This is a genomic window from Stenotrophomonas sp. 220_Sma, from assembly GCF_056487375.1.
Map to the genome: position 1 here is coordinate 830,031 of NZ_CM151348.1, position 20,416 is coordinate 850,446.

Genomic DNA, 20,416 nt, shown 5'->3' on the forward strand with positions numbered 1-20,416 from the left:
CGGGGCCAGGAACACAGATGATACGGCCCGGCGGGCGCAGCGTCAGCGTCGCTTGCCGAAGCGGGCGCGCAGCCCGGGGAGGCTGGCGCTGAAGATCACCAGCAGGGCCAGCGCGATCTCGATCAGCGCCAGCCAGCGTGTTTCCGGGTGGCTCCAGGCACTCATCACCCCGTGGCTGAACCAGCCCAGGGCCAGCACCGAGGCCCAGAAACCGGCCTTGCGCCAGCCCAGTCGCAGGGCAACGGCCAACGCCAGCGGCGGCGCGGTGAACACCAGCTGGGTGGCCAGCCAGTGCTTGTCATTGATGAACCAGCCGGCGAACAGCGCGGCCAGCCCCATCAGGGCCAGCAGCAGGGCCGTGCGCGGCGCGGCGCTCATCGGGCCAACCGCTGCGCGATGTCGGCCACCCGGCGGCCCAGCGCGCGCGCCAGCACGGCTTCATCGTCGGTCGGCTGCGGGTCGTCGGCGGCGCCGGCGACGTGGCTGGCGCCATACGGCGTGCCGCCACTGGTGGTGTGACTCAGCGCCGGTTCGGTGAACGGGATGCCGACGATCACGCAGCCATGGTGCAGCAACGGCACCTGCATCGACAGCAGGGTCGATTCCTGGCCGCCATGCATCGAGGCGGTGGAGGTGAATACGCCGGCCGGCTTGCCGGAGAGAGTGCCGTTGACCCATTCGGCGCCGAGCCCGTCCAGGAAATGCTTGACCGGCGCCGCCATGTTGCCGAAGCGGGTGGGGCTGCCAAGCAGCAGGCCCTGGCATTCGACCAGGTCCTGCACGCTCACGTAGGGGGCACCATCGTCGGGGACCGGAGGTTGTGCGGTCTGGGTCACGGCGGCCACCGGCGGCACTGTGCGCAGGCGCGCGGTCATGCCCGGCACTTCGCCGATGCCCCGCGCGATCTGGCGCGCCAGCCGTGCCACTGAACCGCCCCGGCTGTAGTACAGCACCAGAATCTCGCCCATCGTGCCCGCTTCTCCTCGTCGTGTGGCCACCAGTATGGCTATCCTGCGAGCATTCCGCATCGGGTACCCTTTCGCCGATGGAACCTTTGGATACGCTCAACCTGTGGATGGAGCGCGCGCGGGATCGCGCACGCGCCATCAGCTTCGGCCGCTTCCTGTGGCATCGCTTCCTCGACGACCGCCTGTTCCAGGCAGCGGCGGCGCTGGCCTACACCACGGTGTTCGCGCTGGTGCCGCTGGCCATCGTGGTGTTCGGCGTGCTCTCGGCCTTCCCTGTCTTCGACCGCTGGAGTGACCAGCTCAGCGATTACGTCTTCTCCAACTTCGTGCCCAACGCCGCGCGTGCGGCCGAAGGCTACCTGCGGCAGTTCTCGGCCAGTGCCGGGCAGCTCACGGCTGCCGGCTTCATCGCACTGGTGGTCTCGTTGCTGATCACCCTCAACAGCGTTGAAGAGACCTTCAACCAGATCTGGCGGGTTGGCTCGACCCGGCCCAAGCTGACCCGCTTCCTGGTCTACTGGACCGTGCTGACCCTGGGCGCAATGCTCGCTGCCGCTTCGCTGGCGGTGTCGGCGCGGGTGTTCGCGATGCCACTGTTCGGCACCCAGGAGGGCCGCTGGCTGGCCGAGTTCGCGCTGCGGCTGGCGCCGATCCTGATCGAGTTCGTCTGCATCACGCTGATGTTCCGGGTGGTGCCGCACCACACCGTGAAATGGCGGCACGCGGTGCCCGGCGCGATTCTCGCGGCGGTCATCCTGGAACTGGTGAAATGGGGCATCGGCGCCTACCTGGGCAGCTTCCAGTCCTACCAGAAGCTCTACGGCACGGTCGCCTTCGTGCCGATCCTGCTGCTGTGGATCTACCTGTGCTGGGTGGCGGTGCTGCTGGGCGCGTCGCTGTCCTCGTCGATGGCCGCCTTCCGCTACCAGCCGGTGGAACTGCGCCTGCCGCAGGGCTACGAGTTCTATGGCCTGCTGCGCCTGCTCGGCCGCTTCCACCATGCCCGAGCCAAGGGCAAGGGCCTGGCCGATGATGAAATCCTGCGGCTGGAGCCGATGCTGACCGATTCGCTGCTGCAGGACCTGGCCTGCAACCTGCAGGAGATCGGCCTGCTGCGCCGCGATGAACGTGGCGAATGGCTGCTCTCGCGCGACCTGGACCAGGTCAGCCTGGCCGATCTGTACGAATGTACCCAGTTGCGCATTCCGGTAGCCGAGCAGCATCTGCCATACCGCGACGACACACTGGGCCGTGCTGCGCTGGCGGCACTGGACGATCTGCGGCTGCCCCTGCGCGAACGCCTGAAGCGCAAGGTCAGCGATATCTACACCGATTCCGGAGACATGCCATGACCCGCAAGACCCCGTTGCTGCTCCCGCTGGCCCTGTTGCTGGCGCTGTCGGCCTGCAAACCGGCCCAGGAGCCGACCCCCGCCAGCAGCCAGCCGCCAGCACAGGCACCGACGCCGACCACACCGGCACCGGTCGAAGAGACCCCGGCCGAGCGCACCACTGCCGAGTTCCCGACGCTGAGGATGAAGGCGGTGGATGGCAGCGACTACGACCTGGCCACGCACCGCGGCAAGTGGGTGATCGTGAATTTCTGGGCGACCTGGTGTGCCCCGTGCCGCAAGGAGATGCCGGAGCTGTCGGCGCTGCATGCGATGCGCAGCAACATCGAGGTGGTTGGCCTGGCCTATGAGGATATCGAGGTGCCGGAGATGCAGTCGTTCCTGACCAAGCACCCGGTGACCTATCCGATCGTGATCGTGGACCCGTTCGATCCGCCGGCGGACTTCGCCACGCCGCGTGGCCTGCCGTTGACGCATCTGCTGGATCCGCAGGGCAAGCTGGCGCACACCTTCCTTGGCCCGGTGACGGCCGCCGACATCGAAAAGCAGATCGCCAGCGCAAAGTAGTGGGTTGGTCGGCAGGGCCTGCGGCCCTGCACCCGTGGAGGCCAGAGCAACAGCAACGGCAACAGCCGAAGCAAAGGCGGGTCTCCTGAGGGATGGCGGGGTGGGGCCGGTTGCGGGGGCCGCTGCAAGTACGTCCATGTAAGCTCGGTCGCCGCATCCATGCGGCTCACGCCCCCGCAACCGGACCCACACCGCCCCGCCATCCCGCGGATAGCCCGCTGTTGCCGTTGCCGTTGCCGTTGCCGTTGCGTTGAGCAGGTGCAGGGCCGCAGGCCCTGCCGACCCACCCTAATCCTCGACCGGGAAGTCCTCGATCGGCTTCAGCACATCGTAGTGCTCGCGATGCAGATTGCCCTTCAGCTTCGGCAGCTCCGGCAACGGTGCATCCACGCGCGTGTCCGGCAACCGGTCCAGCAGGTTGCGCACCAGCGTCAGCCGGCCGAGCCGCTGGTCGTTGAAATCCACCAGTGTCCACGGTGCCGCCTCCCGATGCGTCGCGCGCAGCATCGCCTCGCGCGCCTCGGTGTAGGCGCTGTACTTGCTGCGGGATTTCAGGTCCACCGGGGAGAGCTTCCAGCCCTTCAGCGGATCGAGATGGCGCTCGGCGAAGCGCTTCTCCTGCTGCTCCTGGTCCACGCACAGCCAGTACTTGAACAGCAGGATGCCGTCGTCCACCAGCAGCTGTTCGAACACCGGCGCCTGGCGCAGGAACTGCTGGTACTCGGTCTCGCTGCAGTAGCCCATCACCCGTTCGACGCCTGCGCGGTTGTACCAGCTGCGGTCCATCAGCACGATCTCGCCGGCGGCGGGCAAGTGCGAGGCGTAGCGCTGGAAGTACCACTGCGTGGCTTCGCGGTCGGTGGGCTTGGGCAGCGCGACCACCCGGCACTGGCGCGGGTTGAGGTGCTGGCTGATGGCCTGGATCGCGCCGCCTTTACCTGCGGTATCACGGCCTTCGAACAGCACCAGCAGGCGCTGTCCGCTGTGCTGCACCCAGCGCGCCATCGCGGTCAGTTCCAGCTGCAGCGGCAGCAGCAGTTCGTCGTAGTCCTTGCGCTTGAGCTTGGCCATCATCACACCACGCGGGGAGGGAGCCCGAGCGTAGCGCAGGGATCGCTCAGGCGATGTCGAGGCCCTGCCAGCCATGCTCGCCGGCCAGTCGCTGCAGCAGCGCCGACAGGTCGCGGGCGAAGCTGGCCATGTCGAACAATCCACTGCGCTCGCGTGCCTGCGCCAGCTCGGCGTGCAACGCTGCCAATGCTGCCGGGTCGTTGCCCAGCACGCTGGCGGTGGCGATGAATGCCGCATCGTCGGCGACATTCATCCGTGCCAGCCCCAGATGGTGATTGAGGCTGCCGGCCACGCGCGCGGCGAAGGTGTCGCCGGGGCAGGTCAGCACCGGGCAGCCGGCCCATAGTGCGTCGGACGCGGTGGTGTGCGCGTTGTACGGATGCGTGTCGAGGAACAGGTCGGCCAGCGGATAGCGAGCCAGGTACTGCGGATGTGGCAGCTTGGCCATGAACACCAGGCGTGCCGGATCCAGGCCAGCGGCCTGTGCGGCGCTGCGCAGGCGCGCGTCGGCCTGGCCGGGACCGGACAGCAGCCACAGTACGCTGCCGGGTACCGCCTGCAGCACCGCGAAGGCGCGGCCCATGCTGCGTGGATTGAGCTTGTAGCTGTTGTTGAAGCAGCAGAACACCACGCCCTGTTCGGGCAGGCCGCACTCGGCCCGGGACGGTGCCGGTTCGAGCAAGCGGGTGTTGTCCGAGGGCTGGAACGCACGCGGCAGGCGCAGTACGCGCTCGCTGTAGTGGGGTTCCAGTGACGGCGGCAGAACGAAGCTGTCGCCGATCACCGCATCCATCCACGGCGCACCGGACGTGCCGGGATAGGCCAGCCAGTTCAACTGCAGCGGGGCAGGGCGCATCGCCAGCACTTCCGGCGTACCGCCGCCGCCCCAGCCGCGCAGGTCGAACAGCAGGTCGATGCCCTGTGCGCGGATGCGTGCAGCAGTGTCTGCATGGCGCAGCGCGGCCACATCATGCAGCTGTGCGGCCACCTGCAGGCGCTGGCGGATGCGGCTGCCGTCATCCTGGTTCAACGCGAACAGGTGCAGCTGCAACGCCGGGTCATGACGCAACTGCTCGAACAGGGCCACGGTCAACAATCCGGTGGGATGCGCGCCGAAACCATTGGAAAGGAAGCCGACCCGCAGCGGGCCCTGGGAACGCACCTTCACTGGCGGCAACGGCCGCACTGAAGCGGCAACGGCGGATGCACGGGCACGCGCGCAGGCCAACTGCTCGGCTGCGCTGGCATCTTCGCTGAGGAACGCGAACGGTTCGACCACGCCCTGCCCAGAGGCAAGTGCACCACGTACCTGTGCCGCCAGCGCGTCCACGTCCTGCCAGTCGCACAGGCGACGCTGCCAGGCCAGGCGCTGGGCGGCGATATAGGGTTCGCCCGGCATCAGTGCATGCGCACGGCGATAGGCTGCCGCCGCGCCTTCGGCATCATCGGCATCTTCCAGCGCATGGCCCAGCCACAGCGCAATGCCCGGGTGCTGCGGGGCCAACGCCGAGGCCTGGCCGAGCAGTTTCGCCGCATCGGCATGCGCGCCGGCCATCCAGGCCACGCGGCCCAGCCGCGCCAGCGCTTCAGGGTGGTTCGGGCGCAGCTGCAGTGCACGGCGCGCGGCCTGCTCGCCGGCGGCGATGTCGCCGGCTTCCAGTTCCAGGTCCGCCAGCATCACCCAGGCGACGAAGTCGCCCGGCTGGCGTGCAATCGCCTGTTGCAGGTGCTGCCGCTGCTGCCAGGCCGACATGCGACTCAGCCCGCCGACAACTGGGCCAGGGCGTCGACCTGGTGCTCGTGGCTGAGCCGCTGCAGCAGCGGGTCGAGGTCGCCGGCCAGCACGTTGGGCAGGTCGTACAGGGTCAGGCCTTCCACGCGGTGGTCGGTGATCCGGCCCTGCGGGAAGTTGTAGGTGCGGATGCGCTGGCTGCGGTCACCGCTGCCCACCTGCAGGCGCCGCGACTCGGCCTGCGCCGCGTCCTGGCGCTGGCGCTCGGCATCGAGCAGCTGTGCCTTCAGGCGCTTCATCGCCTTGTCGCGGTTGGCGTGCTGGCTGCGCTCGGTCTGGCATTCCACCACCACGCCGGTCGGCACGTGGGTGATGCGGATGGCCGATTCGGTCTTGTTGACGTGCTGGCCGCCGGCACCGGACGAACGGAACGTATCCACCTTCAGGTCGGCCGGGTTGATGACGATGTCATCGACCTCATCGGCCTCGGGAATGATCGCCACGGTGGCTGCCGAGGTATGGATGCGGCCCTGCGATTCGGTGGCCGGCACGCGTTGCACGCGGTGCGTGCCCGATTCGAACTTCAGGCGCGAGAACGCGCCACGCCCGACCACGCGTGCCACCACTTCCTTGTAGCCGCCATGCTCGCCCGGGCTGTCCGATTCAATCTCGACCTTCCAGCCCTGGCGCTCGGCGTAGCGGGCGTACATGCGGAACAGGTCGCCGGCAAAGATCGCGGCCTCGTCGCCGCCGGTACCGGCGCGCACTTCCAGGAACAGGTTGCCTTCGTCACGCGGGTCGCGCGGCACCAGCAGCAGCGCCAGCTCCTGCTCCAGTTCCTGCAGGCGCGCCTGTGCAGCAGCGATTTCCTCATCGGCCAGCTCGCGCAGGTCCGGGTCGGCGCGCATGCCTTCGGCGGCGGCCAGATCGGCCTTGGCACGGGCTTCATCGGCCAGGGCGATGGCGATCGGTTCAAGTTGGGCGAATTCGCGCGAAAGGTCGCGGAAACGAGTGTTGTCGGCGACCACATCGGGTTCGGCGAGCAGGCGTTCCAGTTCTTCGCGGCGCTCGGCCAGCGCTTCCAGCTTACGGCGCAGGGTCGGCGTCATCGGGTCTCACGGGTGGGTGGCGGTAACCCGGCGTGGCCGGGAACAGGCGCTCGGCGGCGCGGGTCAGGTCGGCATCGCCACTCAGCGCGGCCGCACGCAGGGCGGCGGTCGGCGGATGCAGCAGGCGGTTGGTCAGGCCGTGGGCAAGCAGCTCCAGCACTTCGTCGGCCGGCTTGCCGTTGGCCAGTTGCTGGCGTGCGCGCTCCAGCAGCTCGGCACGGGTGGCTTCGCCGAACGCGCGCAGCTGCCGCAGCGGCGCCTGATGGGCGCTGGCCTGCTGGGTCTCGACGAAGCGCGACACCTGCAGGTCGATGATCGCCTCGGCTTCGGCGGCGGCCTCGCGACGGCCACGGCGGTTGTCTTCCACCGCGCGTTCGAGATCGTCCACGGTGTAGAGGAAGGCGTCGTTGAGCGTGCTGACCTCGGCCTCGATGTCGCGCGGTACGGCCAGGTCGAACAGCAGCATCGGCTTGTGCCGGCGCGCGCGCAGGGCCTTGGCCACCATTTCGCGATGGATCACCGGTTCGCGCGCAGCGGTGGCCGAGAACACCACGTCGGCCTCACCCAGGTGGCGGTCCAGTTCGGTCAGCGGCAGCGCCACGCCACCATGTCGGCTGGCCAGTTCCTGCGCGTGGGCGAGGGTGCGGTTGGCGATCAGCAGCCGGCGTACCTTGCCTTCGCTCAGGTGTCGTGCAGCCAGTTCGATGGTCTCGCCGGCACCGACCAGCAGTACGGTGGAATCGTCCAGCCGCGCGAACGCGTTCTGCGCCAGGCGCACCGCCGCCGACGCCACCGATACCGGGTTGGCGCCGACCTGGGTATCGGTGCGCGCACGCTTGGCCACCGAGAAGGTCTGCTGGAACAGGCGGTCCAGGCGTTGGCCGAGCAGGCCATGGTCGCGCGCGGTCGACCAGGCATCCTTCACCTGGCCGAGGATCTGCGGTTCACCCAGCACCATCGAGTCCAGCCCGGTGGCGACCCGGAACAGGTGGCGCACGGCCTCGGCGTCGGCGTGCTGGTACAGGTAGCCCTGCAGGTCGCCGGCCTGGGTGTGCAGCCACTGGTCCAGCGCCTGTGCCGAATCGGCCACGGCGTACAGCTCGGTGCGGTTGCAGGTGGACAGCAGCACCGCCTCGGCGATCTGCGGAGTATCGCGCAGCGAACCGAGCGCGCGCGGCAACGCCTCACCGGCGAAGGCCGCGCGCTCGCGCAGCTCCACCGGTGCGGTCTGGTGATTCAGTCCGAGCACCCACAGGGTCATTGTTCAGTTGCTTGCGATAAGCTGCTGGCCATTGGACGACATTTTAAGGCCCCGATGCCGACGATGCCCGCATTGATTCGCATCCCCAGTGTTCTGCTGCTGTCCCTGGCGTGCAGCCAGGCCCTGGCGGCGGTGCCGGCCAAGGCCCCCGTACGGGCCCCGGCCACTGAGGAACTGGCGCTGGAACCGGTGATGGCCGGTGAGTTCGCCCTGCAGGCCGGCAAGCTGGCCGAGGCCGCGCGCTGGTACCTGCAGGCGGCCCAGCAGACCGACGGCGACGCCGGCCTGGCCGAGCGCGCGACCCGCATTTCCATGCTCGCCAACGATGATGCCAGCGCCGCCAAGGGCCTGGCCCTGTGGCAGCAGCGCGCCCCGCGCTCGTTGACCATGCGCAGTGCGGCCGGTGCGCTGGCCATGCGCCAGGGCGATGTGAAGGCGGCCCGCACCGAACTGCAGGGCCTGCTGGCCGACCCCGACGAGCGCGGCTGGAAGTTCGCCCTGGCCGCACTGATCGGTGGCGGCCGTGATCCGGCGGTGCCCGCGCAGGTGCTGGGTGAGCTGGTCGACGCCAATGCCATTCCGCCGAAGATCGAAGCCTGGCAGGAGTTTGGCCGCCTTGCCCTGCGCATGGAAAAGCCCGAGCTGGCCCGGCGCATGATCGATGAAGTGGTCAAGCGCTTCCCGGAAGAGCCACGTGTGGCGCTGCTGCGTGCCAGCCAGCTGCAGCAGGCTGGCGAGACCGGCAAGGCGTTGTCGCTGCTGCACGATGTGGAGCCGAAGACCCGCCAGGACCCGGAACTGCGCAATGCGGTGGCCATTGCCTATGACAGTCTCGGCCAGCCGTCCGCCGCCGAGCGCGTGCTGGCGTTCGGCCCGCAGGACGTGCAGACCTGGGGCATGCGCGCCTCGCTGCTGGCCAAGCAGGGCGACAAGGCCGCGCTGTCCAATCTCTACAACGAACTGTCGCGGCAGGCGGCCAAGCCGGACCCGGCGCAGCGCCTGCTGCTGGGCAAGATCGCCGAGTACCTGAAGCGTTATCCCGAGGCGGTGCAGTGGTACCACAGCGTGCCCGGTGGCGATGAGCTGAGCGAGGCGCGCCTGCGCGCGGCCAATGCCCAGGCCCTGGCCGGGCGTCTGCCGCTGGCGCTGGAAGAAGTGCATGCGATCCAGTCCGATGCGGTGGTCGACGACGACGTGCGCCGCGACGCCTACCTGCTGGAAGCCGAACTGCGCCAGCGCGCCGACGACAGCGCCGGTGAACTGGATGCGCTGGCCCGCGGCCTGGCCGCTTACCCGGATGACAACGGCCTGCTGTACGCCCGAGCGCTCACCTGGGAACGCCGCGACGACATCCCGCGCGCCGAGGCCGATCTGCGCAAGATCCTGGTGACCGAACCGGAGAACGTGCCGGCTTTGAACGCGCTGGGTTACACCCTGGCCGACCGCACCGGCCGCCTGCAGGAAGCACTGGAGCTGATCGACCGCGCCCGCGTGGCCGAACCGGACAACGCCGCCATCGTCGACAGCTACGGCTGGGTGTTGTATCGCCTGGGCCGCAAGGAAGAGGCACTGGTGCAGCTGCGCCGGGCCTGGACCCTGGCCAAGGACCCGGAGATCGCTTCGCACGTTGGCGAAGTGCTGTGGGTGCTGGGCAAGCACGATGAGGCCCGTCATTTCTTCGAGGAAGCGGCCAAGCTCGACCCTGAAAACCGCGCGCTGCTGCGCGCCCGCGAGAAATTCAATCCATGAGTGTTTCCCTGATCCGGCCGCTGCTGTTGGCGGCCGCGACCCTGGCGGTCAGCGCCTGCACCAGCGTGGGCACGCAGAAGACCCCGGCGCCGGCGGTGGTCGAGATCGTTTCGGCCGAAGCGGCGCAGGCCGAGGCCGCACGCGTGGCCGCGCTGCAGGCACAGCCGGACTGGGCCTTCCAGGGCCGGGTCGCGGTCAGCAAGGGCAAGGACGGTGGCAGCGGTCGCATCGACTGGAAACAGGAAGGGCGCCGTTATGTGATCGAGCTGAGCGCGCCGGTGACCCGGCAGAGCTGGAAGCTGACCGGCGATACCCATTCCGAAGCCGGTCGCCTGGAAGGGCTGGCCGGCGGGCCGCGTGACGGCGAGGATGCCCAGCAGCTGCTGCTGGAGGCGACCGGCTGGGACATTCCGGTCAACCAGCTGCCGGAGTGGATCCGTGGCCTGGTGGCCGGCGACGCCGCTGGCCCGGAGAAGGTCGAGCGCGACGGTGAAGGCCGGCCGCGTCGCATGCAGCAGATGGGCTGGCAGGTGCAGTACCTGGACTGGTACCCGGCCGAGGCCGGGCGCCCGGCGTTGCCGCGCCGGATCGAAGCTAGCAATGGCGACGCCAAGGTACGCCTGCTGGTGGACCAGTGGGGGCAGGGCGCGCCATGAGCGGGGCAGTCGACGACGCGGGCTGGTCCTGGTGGCCGGCCCCGGCCAAGCTGAACCTGTTCCTGCACATCACCGGCCGCCGCGCCGACGGTTACCACGAGCTGCAGACCGTGTTCCGGCTGCTGGACTGGGGCGACCGCATCGGCCTGCGCCTGCGTGAAGACGGCCAGGTGCGCCGTGAGGGCGAGGGGCTGGCTGGCGTGGCCGAGGCCGATGATCTGGCGGTGCGTGCCGCGCGATTGCTCAAGGAAGTGGCAAATGTCGCGCAAGGTGCGGACATCATCGTTGAAAAGCATGTATCTGCCGGTGGTGGCTTCGGCGGCGGTTCGTCCGATGCCGCCACCGTGCTGGTGGTGCTGAACCGCCTGTGGCGGGCCGGTCTGGACGAGGACGCGCTGGCCGCGCTGGGCCTGCGCCTGGGTGCGGACGTGCCGGTGTTCGTGCGTGGGCGCAATGCCTGGGCCGAAGGGGTGGGCGAGCGCCTGCAGCCGATCGAGCTGGAACCGGCCTGGTATGTGGTGGTTGAACCGGGCGTTCATGTTCCCACCCCGGCCCTGTTCGCAGACCCGGATTTGACGCGCGACAGCCCAGTGGCGAAAATAGAGGACTTCGCTTCCGGAACCCTGGTCGGGAACGCGTTCGAACCGGTGCTGCGCCGCCGTGAGCCTGCCGTCGAGGCAGCGTTCGCAGCGTTGAGCGACATCGGCACGGCGCGGCTGACCGGTTCGGGAAGTGGTTGTTTCGTCGAGTTCGCATCGCAGTCTGCCGCAGAGCAGGGACGGTCGAAGTTGCCGAAGGAGTTGCGGGCAAGGGTGGCAGCGGGCGTTGCGCGTTCGCCACTGCTGGATGCACTCGAGCAACACTGATTTATCAATGCAGGGGCGTCGCCAAGAGGCCCAAGGCACCAGGTTTTGATCCTGGCATTCGTAGGTTCGAATCCTACCGCCCCTGCCAATAGCGGCTGTGTCCGCGCCTTCCAGCGCATCACCTGCGCGGGACGTGGAAACAACCGCGGTGTTGTCAGCAGCAAGGGTCCATCGGGTCCTTGCCGACTCCGGATCCCCGCCACTCGTCCCCGCCCGAGACAATCATGATGCAAGAGTCCCCGAACCTGCTGGTCTTTTCCGGCAACGCCAACAAACGTCTGGCGCAGAACATCTGCAAGGAACTGGGGGTTCGCCCGGGCAAGGCGCTGGTCTCGCACTTCTCCGATGGTGAAGTGCAGGTGGAAATCGAAGAGAACGTCCGCAAGCAGGACGTGTTCGTGATCCAGCCGACCTGCGCGCCGAGCGCGGAAAACCTGATGGAACTGCTGGTGCTGATCGACGCGCTCAAGCGCGCATCGGTGGCCAGCGTGACCGCCGTGGTGCCGTACTTCGGCTACTCGCGCCAGGATCGCCGCATGCGTTCCTCGCGCGTGCCGATCACCGCCAAGCTGGCGGCGAAGATGTTCAGCACCGCTGGCGCTGATCGCGTGCTGACCGTCGACCTGCACGCCGACCAGATCCAGGGCTTCTTCGATATTCCGGTGGACAACGTGTATGCGTCCCCGCTGCTGCTGGCCGACATCTGGCGCGCCTACGGCACCGAGAACCTGATCGTTGTGTCGCCGGACGTGGGCGGCGTGGTCCGCGCCCGTGCGGTCGCCAAGCGCCTGGATGACGCCGATCTGGCGATCATCGACAAGCGCCGCCCGCGCGCCAACGTCTCCACCGTGATGAACATCATCGGTGACGTCGAAGGCAAGACCTGCGTGATGGTCGATGACATCGTCGATACCGCCGGCACCCTGTGCGCCGCTGCCGCTGCCCTGAAGGCGCGCGGTGCGCTCAAGGTCGCCGCCTACTGCACCCACGCGGTGCTGTCGGGCCCGGCGGTGGACAACATCACCAATTCCCAGCTCGACGAGCTGGTGGTGACCGACACCATCCCGCTGAAGGACGCAGCGCGGGTGTGCAGCAAGATCCGCCAGCTGAGCGTGGCGGAAATGCTGGCCGAAACGATGCGCCGCATCGCCTTCGGCGAGTCGGTCAGCTCGCTGTACGTCGACTGAGTTTTTCGTCCCTGCCGGCAACGGCGGGGACATACCCCGGGTGCTTCTGGTCGCGGAAGCATCTTCAACCGCCACGCCGCAGGGCGAGGCAACAACCTGAGTAGTCGAAAATGTCGAAGACCCATGAAATCAAGGTCACCAAGCGTGAACTGCAGCGTAAGGGTGCGAGCCGCCGCCTGCGTCACGCCGGTGTGATCCCGGCCATCGTGTACGGCGGCAACGCCGAGCCGGTCGCCATCAGCCTGGACCACAACGAAATCTGGCTGGCCCAGCAGAACGAGTGGTTCTATGCCTCGATCCTGGACCTGAACCTGGACGGCCAGGTGCAGAAGGTCCTGCTGCGTGACATGCAGCGCCATCCGTACAAGCAGCTGATCATGCACCTGGACTTCCAGCGCGTGAACGAGAACGAAGCCCTGACCGCTTCGGTCCCGCTGCACTTCATCAACGAAGACACCTCGCCGGCCGGCAAGGCTGCCGACGTCGTGGTCACCCACGAACTGAAGGAAGTGACCATCACCTGCTTGCCGAAGGACCTGCCGGAGTCGATCGAAGTCGACCTGGGCGAGCTGAAGGCCGGTGACGTGGTGTACCTGTCCAACATCAAGCTGCCGAAGGGCGTGGAAATCCCGGCCCTGGCGCTGGGCAAGGACCACGACGACGCCATCGTCACCGCCAAGGCCGGCAAGGCCGACGCGGCTGACGAAGAAGCGGCTGCCGCCGAGTAATACCGCTACGGTGCCTGCCTCCGGGCAGGCACCGTATTGGAAGGAACCATGGCAGGACTGCGACTGATCGTCGGTCTGGGCAACCCCGGATCGGAACACGCCCGGACCCGGCACAATGCCGGGTTTCATTTCGTTGAGGCCCTGGCGGAAAAAGCCGGTGCGCGATGGAATGTGGACAGCAAGCTGTTCGGTGAGACCGCCAAGGTCGAGATCGCCGGGCAGACGGTGTGGCTGCTCAAGCCCGCCACCTTCATGAACCTCAGCGGCAAGTCGGTCACCGCCGCACAGCGGTTCTGGAAGATCGAGCCGGAAGAAACCCTGCTGGCCCACGACGAACTGGACCTGGCGCCCGGCGTGGCGCGGCTGAAGTTCGACGGTGGCCACGGTGGCCAGAACGGCCTGCGCGACACCATCCGCCTGCTCGGCCACGGCAAGTTCCATCGCCTGCGCGTGGGCATCGGCCATCCTGGCCACAAGGACCGCGTGGTGGGTTGGGTGCTTGGCCGCCCGTCGAAGGACGACGACGTGCTGATCGCGCGCGCCATCGATGATGCGATCGACGTGCTGCCGCTGGCGGTGCAGGGCGATTTCAGCGAAGCGATGAAGCGTCTGCACACCCCGAAATAACCGGTGGGTACCGACCGCTGGTCGGCAACGGGCATCAACCGGCCCCGGTAGTTGCCAACCTTGGTTGGCAGATGTTGAACACCGAGATGGATTGGCCAAGCAGCGCGCGCGCTGTTTCACCAATCACTTTCACCCCAGAGAGCTGTCACCCATGGGTATCAAATGCGGCATCGTCGGCCTGCCCAACGTCGGCAAGTCGACCCTGTTCAATGCGCTGACCAAGGCGGGTATCGCCGCGGCGAACTTCCCGTTCTGCACCATCGAGCCGAACGTCGGCATCGTGCCGGTGCCGGATCCGCGCCTGAACGAGCTGGCAGCGATCATCAACCCGCAGAAGGTCATCCCGACCGCGGTCGAGTTCGTCGACATCGCCGGCCTGGTGGCCGGTGCCGCCAGCGGTGAAGGCCTGGGCAACAAGTTCCTGGCGCACATCCGCGAAGTCGATGCGATCACCCACGTGGTGCGCTGCTTCGAGAACGCCGACGTCATCCACGTCAACAACAAGGTCGACCCGATCTCGGACATCGAAACCATCGATACCGAACTGGCGCTGGCCGACCTGGACAGCGTCGAGAAGGCGCTGAACCGTGCCGAGCGCGCGGCCAAGGGCGGTGACAAGGATGCAGCAGCGCGCAAGCCGGTGCTGGCCAAGCTGCAGGCGGCGCTGTCCGACGGCAAGTCCGGCCGTTCGGTGGGCCTGGACGAGGAAGAGAAGGCGCTGGTGCGCGATCTGTTCCTGCTGACCCTGAAGCCGGTGATGTACATCGCCAACGTGCTGGAAGACGGTTTCGACAACAACCCGCACCTGGAAGCCGTGCGCGCGCATGCCGCCGCTGAAGGCGCACAGGTGGTGCCGGTGTCGGCCGCGATCGAAGAAGAGCTGTCCCAGCTCGACGACGAAGACCGCGATACCTTCCTCGCCGACCTCGGCCTGAGCGAGCCGGGCCTGAACCGCGTGATCAACGCGGCCTACAGCCTGCTCGGCCTGCAGACCTACTTCACCGCTGGCGTGAAGGAAGTCCGCGCGTGGACCGTGCGCAAGGGCGCCACCGCCCCGCAGGCTGCCGCGGTCATCCACACCGACTTCGAGAAGGGCTTCATCCGCGCCGAAACCATCGCGTATGACGACTTCATCAAGTACAAGGGCGAAGCCGGCGCCAAGGAAGCCGGTCGCCTGCGCCTGGAAGGCAAGGAATACCGGGTGCAGGAAGGCGACATCCTGCACTTCCGCTTCAACGTCTGATCCAGCAGCAGCGGATCGACCCCGGATGCCCCGCCTTGTGCGGGGCGTTCGCGTTTCTGGTGATGGACAAAAAAGCACCAGGCTGCGAAACGCTTGCGGTGCGACGTTTGCCGGCACTTGTCCACAGCAAACTCCCATCGCTTTCCACGCCGGATGTGGAAAACCGTGGGGGCGGATCCCTTTCCACGGGAAAGGGCTCCGACCCCGATCAGTGCAGTCGGACCGTGGACAGAATTTCACCACGCTTCGAAACGCCTGCGCTGCAATGCTCGCGCCCACTTGTCCACACCAAGTTCCCATCGCTCTCCACGTCCGGTGTGGAAAACAATCGAAGGACATGGACAAAAAATCACCACGTCCGGAAACGCCCGCACTGCAAGCCTCGCGGCCACTTGTCCACACCAAGTTCCCATCGCTTTCCACGCGCGGTGTGGAAAACCCACATGCCATGGCAGCCATCAATTTCGGATTCATTGCATGTAGCACTGGAAGGTGTTGCTTCAGACTGCCCGCTGACCCTTCCACTCATACGGGCGCGCGATGTCATGCCTGCGCGCCATCCGGAGAATCTCCATGGCACCCCGAGCGTACTGGTGGGTAGTTGCGATCCTTCTCGTCGGCCTCCTTCTGGCTTATGGATATCGATCCATGGTCGCGCGATCCGAGAAGGTCGGAGGAGGCGCGGCAGCACCGGAGTGCAGTGAGGTCATCATGCTGAGTGCAATGCGCAAATGGCTGCGGCCCGAAGCGGACTTCAGCGATAGCCAGGGCATCTACCTGGACGCCGTCGATGCTGCAGATGAGGAAGCACTGATCGCCTACGCAGCATTGGCGCGCATCTGCCCTGGGTCATCTGGGCGAGGCGCCAACGAGGAAAGAGCCTTTGCCGAACGGCTCGCCCGGATCGCATCCAGTTTCATCCTGGAGGGCATGCTTGAGCCTGGCAGCTATGTGCTGGCCGAGGCCGCAGGTGGCTCCGGCGGCGGCGAAGTGATCACGGTGTCATCGGAGCATCTTTTGCTGCTGCGAAGCATGAACACCCGGGTGCTGGGGCGGGCGGTGATGCTCATGGACAGCAAGCGCCCGTACGGGGATATGTCGCACTTCTACATCGACCTGGCCCGCGCGCTGGGGGAGCCGGTTCCGCTGGATGCAAGCGGCAGAGTATCGTTCCTGCCGGAGGTCATCGCCCGGTATGACGAGTTGCATGGGCAGATGCTGGGCGTGGTGCGCGTTTTCTGGCGCTTTGCAGAGCCGGCGCAGTCGGGGCTTGAGGCGACTCCGTAAAAAAAGACGGAGGCTTGCGCCTCCGTCCTTCCTGCATCCAGTACAACAGCCCGCGCTTACAGCGCGCTGCCACCGAACTTGTGGGTGTACTGCAGGTTGATGGTGCGGCCGACGCTGTCGAACCAGGACACGTCGTAGTACGGATACGCGGTGTACGTGGCGTCCTTCGGCGGCATCTTGTTGAACACGTTGACCACCGACAGCGACAGGCGCGAGTGGTCGTCGAAGCGGTACTGCAGCGACGCGTTGTAGCGGTAGGTTGCCTTGATGTACGGGCTGTCACCGCTGTCCCAGTCGAAGGTCTGGCCGTAGCTGTCATAGGTTGGCAGCTTGCCAAGTCGTGAACCGTAGACTGTCGCCGACCACGCAGCCTTCTCCCAGGTCACGCTCAGGCTGGTTTTGGTGCGTGGAATATCGAAACCGCTGTTGACCGCGAACTGATCTTCGACGGGGTCGCCGGGGTAGCGCTGGAAGTCGTGCTTCTTCACCCAGGTGTGGGTGCCGTTGAGGATGAAGTCGCCGATACCGGTCTGCAGGCGGTAACGCAAGCCGATGTCGATGCCGGAGGTGGATTCGCGGGCGACGTTGATCGGGGCGACACGCACGCCGTACAGGCGGCCATCACTGGTGCGGGTAACGCGGTCGAGCGCGTCCACGCAGGTCGGTGAATTGATGTCGGCACTGCCGAGGCGGCAGTTCGCTTCACTGGCCAGGATCGTGCGCGCGTCCATGTCCTGCACCTGCTTGCGCATGTCGATGTCGAACCAGTCCACCGACAGATCCAGGCCGATTGCCGGCGACCAGACGAAGCCGGCACTCCACGAGGTGCTGGTTTCCGGGTCGAGCTGGCGATTGCCGGTGCGGCTGCGGATGATGCTGACGTCTTCGTCGCATTCGGTGCCATTGACGCGACAGTCGTACAGATCCACTACGTCAGTCTCGTCGTTGCCCGGGCCGGCGAACACGTAGTGCAGGTCCGGTGCGCGGAACGCGGTGCCATACGAACCGCGGACCAGAAGCGTGTCGATCGGGCGCCATTCCATGCCGCCGCTCCAGGTTACCTTGCCGATGGTGTGGCCGGAATAACGGTACTGGTCGTAGCGGCCTGCCACGCTCAGGTTGACCGTCTCGTGCAGGGGCATGCGCAGTTCGGCCGCTGTGGCCCAGCGGTTGCGCGAACCGTTGCCGTCCGAATCCTTCCAGCTGTAGTAGTAGTACTGGGTCGCCAGCGGATCGGGATTGAGCGAGTATGCCTGCTGGCCCACTTCCACGGTCGCGGCGAAGCCGGCATCCCCCCCGGCAGGCCGAACAGCGCGGAATTGGTCAGCGTTAACGCAGCCGTTTCGGTGCGCGACTTCGGGGTGTAGGTGGTGCGCGCTGCGATCGAATCGTACTCGGCGCGGGTCAGCGGCCGGTACAGGCGTGACGGGTCGGCATTGAAAATCGGGAATACGTTGCCTTCGTCATCGGTGTAATCGCCCAACTGCGGGCCCAGGAACAGGTCATTGGCCTTAGCGGCGATAATCTTCGCCCAGCTGATCCGCGACTGGTACTGCGAATGGCTCAGCGCGGCCTCGTAGTCCCAGTTGCCGGTCAGATTGCCCTTGAAGCCAGTGGTCACGCTGAAGGTCTTCTGCGTGCTGCGCACCATGCCGTTGCGCAGGCCGCCCATTTCCTCCGGCGAAAACTGGCGGTTCCAGGATTCGATCTGTTGATCGGCCTCCGTGCTGGCAATGTTTCTGAAATAGCCCGCTTCATTGCCGTCTGAGCTCATGTAGCCCCAGGACGTCACATCGCGCATCAGCGACATCGTGTGATAACCCAGCTGCACGTCGGCGAACCACTGCTGGCCGTTGTTGAAGTCGTAGCTCAGCGAGGCGTAGCCATTGGCGCCGCGGCGCTTGCTGAGGATGGTGCCGTAGCCGATTGACGTATCGCTGCCACAGTACCAGCCGGAGCGCGGCCGGTAGGCATGGTAAGTACTGCCCTGGTTCTGTCCGGCCAGCGCTTCGCAGGTCGCTGCGCCTGGGTCCAGGTAGGCGTCGTTGTAGTCCGTGCGCAGATAGGCGCGACGAGCGGCACGCGTACGTTCAGTCGGTGCGTCCTGGGTCGAATCCTGGATGTCGCGCTCGTACGCCCACAGCGGGGTCTGCGACTGCAGTTCAACGCTGTATACGGCGTTGAAGTTGCCACGGCTGAAGCCACTGGCCAGGCTCATGTCGAACGACTCGCCACCGCCTTCGCTGGTGGTGCCCATGCGCATGTCGACGGTGGTGCCGTCGGCCTTCTTCTTCAGGATGAAGTTGACCACGCCGGCGATCGCGTCCGAACCGTAGATGGCCGAGGCACTGCCGGTCAGCACTTCGATGCGCTCGATCATGCCCAGCGGAATGTTGGAGACATCGGTGAAGTTGCTGCGGCCCTTGAACGGCATCGGGAAGTCGGCGATGCGGCGGCCATTGACCAGCACCAGCGTGTGATTCGGGCCCAGCCCGCGCAGGTCCACCTGCTGGGCGCCCGGCGAGAAGTCGGCGCCGCTGGACGACTGCTGGCTCTGCGTCTCACCGCCGTTCTGGGTCATCGAGCGCAGCACGTCGGGCACGCTGGTGAAGCCGCTGGAGCGGATCTGCTCGGCGCTGATCACCGTGATCGGGGCGGGGCCTTCCACCTGGGCGCGCGGAATGCGCGAGCCGGTGACCTGCACCGCATCCAGTTGTTGAACCGAAGAGGAGGCCGGTGCCTGGGCCGCCGCGGAAGCAGCCACGCCCATCAACGCCAGCTGGATCGACCACGCCATCGCCTTTCTACGCATGAGGAATTCTCGGAAATGAAGCCGGCCCGCAGAGGAGGGGCCCTGTCCCCCATTCAGATTTCCGGAATGGGCGCGCGCATTTAACGCCTTTTTTATGCCCTTGACTACTGGGTCCCTATCTGGCAAAGAGTGAAAACGCTTGCAAGTCGATTTTGTTCAGGGAGATCAAGATGCGACGCCTCCATTGCACCCTGCGTGCCCCCTTCGCCTGGCTGGCGCTGCTGGTGTTGGCCGTGCCGTTGGCCGCCCCTGCGCAGGACCTGCAGGGCCCGGGCTTCGCCTACTACGAAGCCGGGGATCTCGACGCACCCCGGCCCGGCCCGCGCGCGCCGGCCATGATGCTGATGGGCGGTGGCGAATGGGTGCCGGAGGCCTTTCACTGGTGGCTGAAGCAGGCCGGTAACGGCCGCGTGCTGATCCTGCGCGCTTCTGGCAGTGATGAGCTGCAGGACCGCCTGTATCGCGAGATTGGCGGGACCACCGCAGTGCAGACGCTGGTCTTCGACAGCCGCCGCGGCGCCGACGATCCGGCCGTGTTGCGCGTGGTGGCTGCGGCCGATGCCATCTTCATTGCCGGTGGTGACCAGTCGCGCTACATCCGCTTCTGGAAGGGCACCGCGCTCAACCGCGCGCTCAATGCCCATGTGCGCGCCGGCAAGCCGATTGCCGGTACCAGCGCCGGGCTGGCCATCCTCGGTGGCTATGCCTACGGCGCGATGGACGGCGGCAGCATCACCTCCGCCGGTGCGCTGGCCGACCCGATGGGCAGTGCGGTGACCATGGACAGTGGCTTCCTGCAGATGCCCTACCTGCAGCGCGTGGTCACCGACACCCACTTCGACAAGCGCGATCGGCTCGGCCGCCTGATCGTGTTCGTGGCGCGCGCCGCGCAGGACAGTGGCGACCCCGACATCGTCGGCATCGGCGTCGACGAGGACACCGCCCTGTGCGTGGAGCCCGATGGCCAGGCACAGGTCTACAGCGCCGACGGCGAAGGCAAGGTCTGGGTGGTCAGCCCCGGGCGTGATGCGGACCGCATGGTCGAAGGTGAGCCGCTGCGCTTCCACGCGGTGCCGGTAACGGTGGTCGCCAGCGGCAGCCGCATGCGCCTGGACGATTTCCAGGCCGAGGCCGATTACCAGGCGATGGCCGACGTCAGCGACGGCGAGATTGAGTTCACGCTTCGGTAGTGCCGGCCGCTG

General features: G+C 66.9%; 17 protein-coding genes, 1 tRNA gene and 1 pseudogene. 12 read left to right on the plus strand and 7 right to left on the minus strand.

The window, feature by feature from the left end:
- Positions 1-42 precede the first annotated feature (42 nt).
- Both ACZLIB_RS03880 and wrbA read right to left on the minus strand, forming a co-directional pair.
- Positions 43-378, minus strand: coding sequence for a DUF2069 domain-containing protein (locus ACZLIB_RS03880; protein WP_049422884.1), 336 nt, complete (start codon positions 376-378; stop codon positions 43-45).
- The gene (gene wrbA / locus ACZLIB_RS03885) at positions 375-968 is read right to left on the minus strand and encodes an NAD(P)H:quinone oxidoreductase (protein WP_012510135.1); all 594 of its coding nucleotides are present in this window, start codon (positions 966-968) and stop codon (positions 375-377) included. The genes ACZLIB_RS03880 and wrbA overlap by 4 nt, the downstream gene beginning before the upstream one ends.
- Positions 969-1,045: 77 nt before the next feature.
- Between wrbA and ACZLIB_RS03890 the strand changes: the two genes are divergently transcribed.
- Positions 1,046-2,320, plus strand: coding sequence for a YihY family inner membrane protein (locus ACZLIB_RS03890; protein ID WP_032130426.1), 1,275 nt, complete (start codon positions 1,046-1,048; stop codon positions 2,318-2,320).
- Complete coding sequence (locus ACZLIB_RS03895) at positions 2,317-2,886, plus strand: TlpA family protein disulfide reductase (RefSeq protein WP_478469220.1); 570 nt, start codon at positions 2,317-2,319, stop codon at positions 2,884-2,886. Before ACZLIB_RS03890 ends, ACZLIB_RS03895 begins: the two co-directional genes overlap by 4 nt.
- 288 nt (positions 2,887-3,174) lie before the next feature.
- On the opposite strand, the gene ppk2 is transcribed toward ACZLIB_RS03895, so the two are convergent.
- Genes ppk2 through hemA form a run of 4 tightly spaced genes read right to left on the minus strand, consistent with a single transcriptional unit; the run spans position 3,175 to position 8,059 of the window.
- The gene (ppk2, locus tag ACZLIB_RS03900; protein ID WP_478469221.1) at positions 3,175-3,957 is read right to left on the minus strand and encodes a polyphosphate kinase 2; all 783 of its coding nucleotides are present in this window, start codon (positions 3,955-3,957) and stop codon (positions 3,175-3,177) included.
- A gap of 46 nt (positions 3,958-4,003) precedes the next feature.
- A complete protein-coding gene (locus tag ACZLIB_RS03905) occupies positions 4,004-5,710 on the minus strand; it encodes an O-linked N-acetylglucosamine transferase, SPINDLY family protein (protein WP_182267306.1) in 1,707 nt (568 codons plus the stop codon).
- Positions 5,711-5,715: 5 nt separating this feature from the next.
- Complete coding sequence (prfA, locus tag ACZLIB_RS03910) at positions 5,716-6,798, minus strand: peptide chain release factor 1 (protein ID WP_010481754.1); 1,083 nt, start codon at positions 6,796-6,798, stop codon at positions 5,716-5,718.
- Entirely contained in the window at positions 6,776-8,059 is a 1,284-nt protein-coding gene (hemA, locus tag ACZLIB_RS03915) for a glutamyl-tRNA reductase (RefSeq protein WP_197631863.1), read from the minus strand. The genes prfA and hemA overlap by 23 nt, the downstream gene beginning before the upstream one ends.
- 63 nt (positions 8,060-8,122) lie before the next feature.
- Here hemA and ACZLIB_RS03920 point away from each other — a divergent pair, with 63 nt between their 5' ends.
- The 9 genes from ACZLIB_RS03920 (at position 8,123) to ACZLIB_RS03960 (ending at position 16,402) form a co-directional block, all read left to right on the plus strand.
- Positions 8,123-9,808 (plus strand): tetratricopeptide repeat protein, encoded by a 1,686-nt coding sequence (locus ACZLIB_RS03920; protein ID WP_195763241.1) that lies wholly within the window; start codon positions 8,123-8,125, stop codon positions 9,806-9,808.
- Complete coding sequence (gene lolB, locus ACZLIB_RS03925; protein WP_100437939.1) at positions 9,805-10,464, plus strand: lipoprotein insertase outer membrane protein LolB; 660 nt, start codon at positions 9,805-9,807, stop codon at positions 10,462-10,464. Before ACZLIB_RS03920 ends, lolB begins: the two co-directional genes overlap by 4 nt.
- Positions 10,461-11,330, plus strand: coding sequence for a 4-(cytidine 5'-diphospho)-2-C-methyl-D-erythritol kinase (ispE, locus tag ACZLIB_RS03930; RefSeq protein WP_478469223.1), 870 nt, complete (start codon positions 10,461-10,463; stop codon positions 11,328-11,330). The genes lolB and ispE overlap by 4 nt, the downstream gene beginning before the upstream one ends.
- A gap of 11 nt (positions 11,331-11,341) precedes the next feature.
- Positions 11,342-11,418, plus strand: a tRNA-Gln gene (locus ACZLIB_RS03935).
- Between the two features lie 139 nt (positions 11,419-11,557).
- Positions 11,558-12,517 (plus strand): ribose-phosphate diphosphokinase, encoded by a 960-nt coding sequence (locus tag ACZLIB_RS03940; protein WP_005415400.1) that lies wholly within the window; start codon positions 11,558-11,560, stop codon positions 12,515-12,517.
- Positions 12,518-12,627: 110 nt separating this feature from the next.
- A complete protein-coding gene (locus ACZLIB_RS03945) occupies positions 12,628-13,245 on the plus strand; it encodes a 50S ribosomal protein L25/general stress protein Ctc (protein WP_014036085.1) in 618 nt (205 codons plus the stop codon).
- 48 nt (positions 13,246-13,293) lie between these two features.
- Positions 13,294-13,872 carry an aminoacyl-tRNA hydrolase gene (gene pth, locus ACZLIB_RS03950; RefSeq protein WP_049422892.1) on the plus strand — a complete coding sequence of 193 codons (579 nt, stop codon included), beginning with the start codon at positions 13,294-13,296 and terminating at the stop codon, positions 13,870-13,872.
- A gap of 151 nt (positions 13,873-14,023) precedes the next feature.
- The gene (gene ychF / locus ACZLIB_RS03955; protein ID WP_049462700.1) at positions 14,024-15,115 is read left to right on the plus strand and encodes a redox-regulated ATPase YchF; all 1,092 of its coding nucleotides are present in this window, start codon (positions 14,024-14,026) and stop codon (positions 15,113-15,115) included.
- Between the two features lie 648 nt (positions 15,116-15,763).
- Positions 15,764-16,402: a hypothetical protein gene (locus ACZLIB_RS03960; RefSeq protein ID WP_478469225.1), complete on the plus strand. Its 639-nt coding sequence runs from the start codon at positions 15,764-15,766 to the stop codon at positions 16,400-16,402.
- 56 nt (positions 16,403-16,458) lie between these two features.
- Here ACZLIB_RS03960 and ACZLIB_RS03965 read toward each other — a convergent pair.
- Positions 16,459-19,214: pseudogene (locus ACZLIB_RS03965) on the minus strand (TonB-dependent receptor plug domain-containing protein).
- A 170-nt stretch (positions 19,215-19,384) separates the two neighbouring features.
- Between ACZLIB_RS03965 and ACZLIB_RS03970 the strand changes: the two are divergent.
- Entirely contained in the window at positions 19,385-20,404 is a 1,020-nt protein-coding gene (locus ACZLIB_RS03970) for a cyanophycinase (RefSeq protein ID WP_149908822.1), read from the plus strand.
- The last annotated feature ends 12 nt before the right edge of the window (positions 20,405-20,416 follow it).

What these genes read in the sequence shown, in the direction of transcription:
- ACZLIB_RS03960 (WP_478469225.1), top strand. Translation starts at nt 15,764, where the DNA reads ATGGTCGCGCGATCCGAGAAGGTCGGAGGAGGCGCGGCAGCACCGGAG.
- hemA (WP_197631863.1), bottom strand. Translation starts at nt 8,059, where the DNA reads ATGACCCTGTGGGTGCTCGGACTGAATCACCAGACCGCACCGGTGGAG.
- prfA (WP_010481754.1), bottom strand. Translation starts at nt 6,798, where the DNA reads ATGACGCCGACCCTGCGCCGTAAGCTGGAAGCGCTGGCCGAGCGCCGC.
- ACZLIB_RS03880 (WP_049422884.1), bottom strand. Translation starts at nt 378, where the DNA reads ATGAGCGCCGCGCCGCGCACGGCCCTGCTGCTGGCCCTGATGGGGCTG.
- ACZLIB_RS03920 (WP_195763241.1), top strand. Translation starts at nt 8,123, where the DNA reads ATGCCCGCATTGATTCGCATCCCCAGTGTTCTGCTGCTGTCCCTGGCG.
- ispE (WP_478469223.1), top strand. Translation starts at nt 10,461, where the DNA reads ATGAGCGGGGCAGTCGACGACGCGGGCTGGTCCTGGTGGCCGGCCCCG.
- ychF (WP_049462700.1), top strand. Translation starts at nt 14,024, where the DNA reads ATGGGTATCAAATGCGGCATCGTCGGCCTGCCCAACGTCGGCAAGTCG.
- ACZLIB_RS03970 (WP_149908822.1), top strand. Translation starts at nt 19,385, where the DNA reads ATGCGACGCCTCCATTGCACCCTGCGTGCCCCCTTCGCCTGGCTGGCG.
- ACZLIB_RS03940 (WP_005415400.1), top strand. Translation starts at nt 11,558, where the DNA reads ATGCAAGAGTCCCCGAACCTGCTGGTCTTTTCCGGCAACGCCAACAAA.
- ACZLIB_RS03895 (WP_478469220.1), top strand. Translation starts at nt 2,317, where the DNA reads ATGACCCGCAAGACCCCGTTGCTGCTCCCGCTGGCCCTGTTGCTGGCG.
- pth (WP_049422892.1), top strand. Translation starts at nt 13,294, where the DNA reads ATGGCAGGACTGCGACTGATCGTCGGTCTGGGCAACCCCGGATCGGAA.
- ACZLIB_RS03890 (WP_032130426.1), top strand. Translation starts at nt 1,046, where the DNA reads ATGGAACCTTTGGATACGCTCAACCTGTGGATGGAGCGCGCGCGGGAT.
- ACZLIB_RS03905 (WP_182267306.1), bottom strand. Translation starts at nt 5,710, where the DNA reads ATGTCGGCCTGGCAGCAGCGGCAGCACCTGCAACAGGCGATTGCACGC.
- ppk2 (WP_478469221.1), bottom strand. Translation starts at nt 3,957, where the DNA reads ATGGCCAAGCTCAAGCGCAAGGACTACGACGAACTGCTGCTGCCGCTG.
- wrbA (WP_012510135.1), bottom strand. Translation starts at nt 968, where the DNA reads ATGGGCGAGATTCTGGTGCTGTACTACAGCCGGGGCGGTTCAGTGGCA.
- lolB (WP_100437939.1), top strand. Translation starts at nt 9,805, where the DNA reads ATGAGTGTTTCCCTGATCCGGCCGCTGCTGTTGGCGGCCGCGACCCTG.
- ACZLIB_RS03945 (WP_014036085.1), top strand. Translation starts at nt 12,628, where the DNA reads ATGTCGAAGACCCATGAAATCAAGGTCACCAAGCGTGAACTGCAGCGT.